The 3,929-nt window shown below is 71.3% G+C and carries 4 protein-coding genes; 3 read left to right on the plus strand and 1 reads right to left on the minus strand.

Annotated elements, in window-relative coordinates:
* The 3 genes from L0P92_RS42755 to L0P92_RS42765 form a co-directional block, all read left to right on the plus strand.
* A partial coding sequence (locus L0P92_RS42755; protein ID WP_273634160.1) for an anti-sigma factor RsbA family regulatory protein occupies positions 1–894 on the plus strand: 894 nt, incomplete at its 5' end.
* 156 nt (positions 895–1,050) lie between these two features.
* Positions 1,051–1,488 (plus strand): ATP-binding protein, encoded by a 438-nt coding sequence (locus tag L0P92_RS42760; protein WP_234768535.1) that lies wholly within the window; start codon positions 1,051–1,053, stop codon positions 1,486–1,488.
* Between the two features lie 66 nt (positions 1,489–1,554).
* A complete protein-coding gene (locus tag L0P92_RS42765; protein WP_234768533.1) occupies positions 1,555–2,874 on the plus strand; it encodes an Nramp family divalent metal transporter in 1,320 nt (439 codons plus the stop codon).
* Here the strand turns inward: L0P92_RS42765 and L0P92_RS42770 are convergent.
* A partial coding sequence (locus tag L0P92_RS42770) for a hypothetical protein (protein WP_234768534.1) occupies positions 2,871–3,929 on the minus strand: 1,059 nt, incomplete at its 5' end. The genes L0P92_RS42765 and L0P92_RS42770 overlap by 4 nt on opposite strands.

The following is a 3,929-nucleotide window of genomic DNA, read 5'->3' on the forward strand; positions in this document are numbered from 1 at the left end:
GCCCCCACCCCCTTCGACCACCGCATCGCCGTCTTCGCCACCGGCGAGGAGTTCCTCGCCGCCGCCCTGCCCTTTCTCGCCGAGGCGCTCGCCGCCCCCGGTGAACCCCCGCCCGTCGCCATCGCCGCGCCCGGCAACCTGGACCTGCTGCGGGACGCGCTCGGCAGTGAGGCGAAGGGGGTCGGACTGGTGCCGCACGGTGAGTGGTACACCGGGTCCGCGGCCAACGCGGTGGCCCAGGGCGCCGGTTACCTCGCGGCGAACGCCGGGCCCGGAGGGCGGATCCATCTGCTCATGGAGCCGGTCTGGGGCGGCCGGGCGGGGCGCTCGCCGCGGGAGGCCGCCGAGTGGATCCGGTACGAGGCCCTCGCCAACCTGCTCTTCGCGCCGCTCGCGACGACCGCGCTGTGCGCCTACGACTCCCGCGTCGCGGGCCCCGCCGTCGTGGCCGCCGCCCGCAGGGCACACCCCGACACCGAGGTCTACGAGGACCCGGTCCGGCTCGCCGCCGAACTCGACGCCGTACCGCTGCCGCCGTCCCCCGCCGACGCCGAGCGGCTTCCCGGCCCGGCGCCCGCCTCCGACGCCGTACGCACCTGGGCGGCCGTCCAGGGACTGCCCGCGGCGGACGCCGAGCTGTTCGCCACCGCCGTCACCGAGGCGGCCACCGCCCTCGGGCCGGTGGACGGTGCCCTGCTGTGGGGCGAGGCCCCGGCGTGCGTGTGCGAGCTGCGCGCCCCGCGCCGCGTCGACGACCCGCTGGCAGGCTTCGTACCGCCGCCGAGCGCGGAACTGGAACCCGGGCAGGGGCTGTGGTTCGCCCGGCAGGTGTGCGCGTACGTCGACGTCCGGGACGACCGGGAGGGGACGAGCGTACGGCTCCAGTACGGGTAGAGGGGGCCTCGGACGGGACGCGCGCAGGTATGGAATCGGGTATTCCTCCCCGTGCGCCCGCACTCCCGCGGCCGTCACTGTGGACCCATGCTGCACCTCTACGGGGCGCGCTTCCCGGATCCCGGACCTCAGTACGGCTCGTATCCCCAACCGCCCATGGGGGCGGGCCATCTGAGCGTCGAGTACGACCCTCGTCCCTCAGCGGTCCGCGAGGCCCGCGCCGAGGTCCGCCGGCAGTTGGAGGGATGGGGGCTCGCGGATCTGGACGACGTGGCGGACGTGGCCGAGCTGCTGGTCAGCGAGCTGGCCACCAACGCCCTGCTGCACTCCGCGAGCCGTTTCAGGCTCACCCTGTTCGCCGCGCACGGGATCCTGCGCTGCGAGGTCAGCGACGCGGGCCGTCGGGTTCCGAGGGTGCTGGACGCGGGGGCCTCGGAGAGCGGGCGGGGGATGTTCCTGGTGGAGGCGCTCGCCCGGCGGTGGGGGTGCCATCAGGACGGGGTGGGCAAGACGGTCTGGTTCGAGCTCGCCACGTGTGGGTCGGGCGACTGCTGTCGGCGGCAGTCGCAGCCCGCCGAGCGGTCCCGGGCATGAGCACATCGAGTGGAGATGACGCAGGCCCTCTTGTCCCCCCGCCGCCTTTGAGCTTTCTTGACCATCATGGCGGACACCACGGGAAACACAGCGGCATCACAGGTCGGCGAGGCGGACTCCCGTCCTCGTAAGTCCAGTTGGCGGTACATCGGCCCCGGCATCGTCGTCGCCGCGACCGGCGTCGGGGCCGGCGACCTGGTCGCCACCCTCATCGCGGGCAGCAACTTCGGCTACACCCTGCTCTGGGCCGCGATCATCGGCTGTCTGGTCAAGATCTCCCTGGCCGAGGCGGCGGGCCGCTGGCATCTGTCCACCGGCCGCACACTCTTCGACGGCTGGGCCAGTCTCGGCCGCTGGACGACGTACTTCTTCGCGGTCTACGTCGTGATCTGGGGCTTCGTCTACGGCGCCGCCGCGATGTCGTCGAGCGCGCTGCCGCTGCAGGCGCTGTTCCCGGACGTGATGGACCTCGAATGGTGGGCCATCGCCTGCGGGCTCGTCGGCCTGGTCTTCGTCTGGTTCAACAAGTACGCCGTCTTCGAGAAGGTCATGACGGTCCTGGTCGGCGTCATGTTCGTGGTGACGGTGTACCTGGCGATCCGTGTCACGCCCAACCTCGGGGAGGCCTTCGCGGGTCTGCTGCCCGTCCTGCCCGACGAGAAGGACTCGATCCTCAACACCCTCGGCCTGATCGGCGGCGTCGGCGGCACCATCACGCTCGCCGCGTACGGCTACTGGGTCAACGCCAAGGGCTGGACGGACACCGGCTGGATGAAGGTCATGCGGCTCGACAACCGCGTCGCCTACGCCACCACCGGCATCTTCGTCGTCGCGATGCTCTTCGTCGGCGCCGAGCTGCTGCACTCCGCGAACATCGCCATCGCCAGCGGCGACAAGGGCCTGATCCAGCTCGGCGACATCCTGGCGGACGAGTACGGTTCGGCGACCGCGAAGTTCTTCCTGATCGGCTTCTTCGCCACCTCCTTCACCTCCCTCATCGGCGTCTGGCACGGCGTGAGCCTGATGTTCGCGGACTTCGTGACCCGCTACCGCACCCGTGCGCAGCTGAAGGGCGAGGAGGTCGCCTCGGGCGAGCGGGAGCGCTCCTGGCCCTTCCGCGCCTATCTGCTCTGGCTGACCTTCCCGCCCATCGTCCTGCTCTTCCAGGACGAGCCGTTCCGCCTGATCATCATCTACGGCGTACTCGGCGCGGCCTTCATGCCCTTCCTCGCCGGCACCCTGATCTGGCTCCTCAACTCCGCCCGCACACCCAGGGAGTGGCGCAACGGTCCGCTGAGCAACGTGATGCTGGCCATCGCGGGCCTGCTGTTCCTGGTGCTGTGCGTGAAGCAGATCTGGGACCAGCCGTGGGCGGACTTCTTCTAGCGGTACTGATCCCACTCCGGGCTGAGGGCGATCTTCCGGAGCTGTTCCCTGGTGACGGCGGGTGTCGCGCGGGTCGGGGCGTCGTGCTGGGTGGCTGAGTTCAGGGTGCTGACGACGACCCGGAAGCCGTCGGTGCGCAGGGTGTCGACGGTCCACATCACGGCACCCGCCACGCCCTTGTCCCCGCCGCTCTCCCGGAAGTCGACCCGCGTGCCGTCCGGCAGGGTCTCGGAGCCGTCCCCGAACAGCTCGTCCGCCACGTCGCCCATGCCGCGCTGGACGTCGACCTGGAGGTAGCTCCTGCCCTTGCCGTCGTCGAGGACGACGTAGGTGTAGTCGTGGCCCTTCTCGACGACCTCGACGCCCTTGGGGAGGAGCGGGACGAGCGTGGCCAGGACCGAGTCCACGCCCGGTTCGACGGCGGTGCTCGGCGGCGCCGACGGCTTCGGGTCCTCGGGAATGAACTCGACGTACTTGCGCCACACCTGCGCCGTCGCCAGCTCCTTCAACTGAGCGGTGGACAGGGGCGGTTCGCTCCTGCTGATCGGCGCGTCCTTCTCGGCCGCGGCGTTCCACTCGCTGACGGTGACGTGCTGCCCGGTGGGCGTGACCAGGTCCGCCGACCACAGCTTGGTGTCGACGCGCCGGTCGGGATACTCGTACCCCTGGAACAGCTTGAGCAGCGAGCCGTCGGCCAGCCGGGTGGAGACGCAGCTGTCGTGCGGGACCAGCGCCTTGTCCGGGCAGTCGATCGTCTGCCGAGCCTGGTCGCTGCCCGGCTCGACCCGGTCCAGGCTGACACCGATGGCTCCGGGCCCCTTGCCGTCGTCGTACACGAGGTGGACGTACGGCGGCAGCGTCGAGTTCTCGGTGCCCCGTGCCCGCTGCTCGCTGACCTTGCCCTCGGGGAGCAGATCCTCCAGTGTCGCGATGAGCTCGCGGCCGGTCAGGGGAAGGGCGGGCGGCGTGGCGGACGGCTGCTCGGCCACGCTGGAACTGGACGGCAGCGGGGCGGACGTGGCGCGCCAGGGTACGAGCAGCGCCCCGCCCACCCC

This window comes from Streptomyces muensis, assembly GCF_021474425.1.
GTDB lineage: Bacteria > Actinomycetota > Actinomycetes > Streptomycetales > Streptomycetaceae > Streptomyces > Streptomyces muensis.

What these genes read in the sequence shown, in the direction of transcription:
- L0P92_RS42765 (WP_234768533.1), top strand. Translation starts at nt 1,555, where the DNA reads ATGGCGGACACCACGGGAAACACAGCGGCATCACAGGTCGGCGAGGCG.
- L0P92_RS42760 (WP_234768535.1), top strand. Translation starts at nt 1,051, where the DNA reads ATGGGGGCGGGCCATCTGAGCGTCGAGTACGACCCTCGTCCCTCAGCG.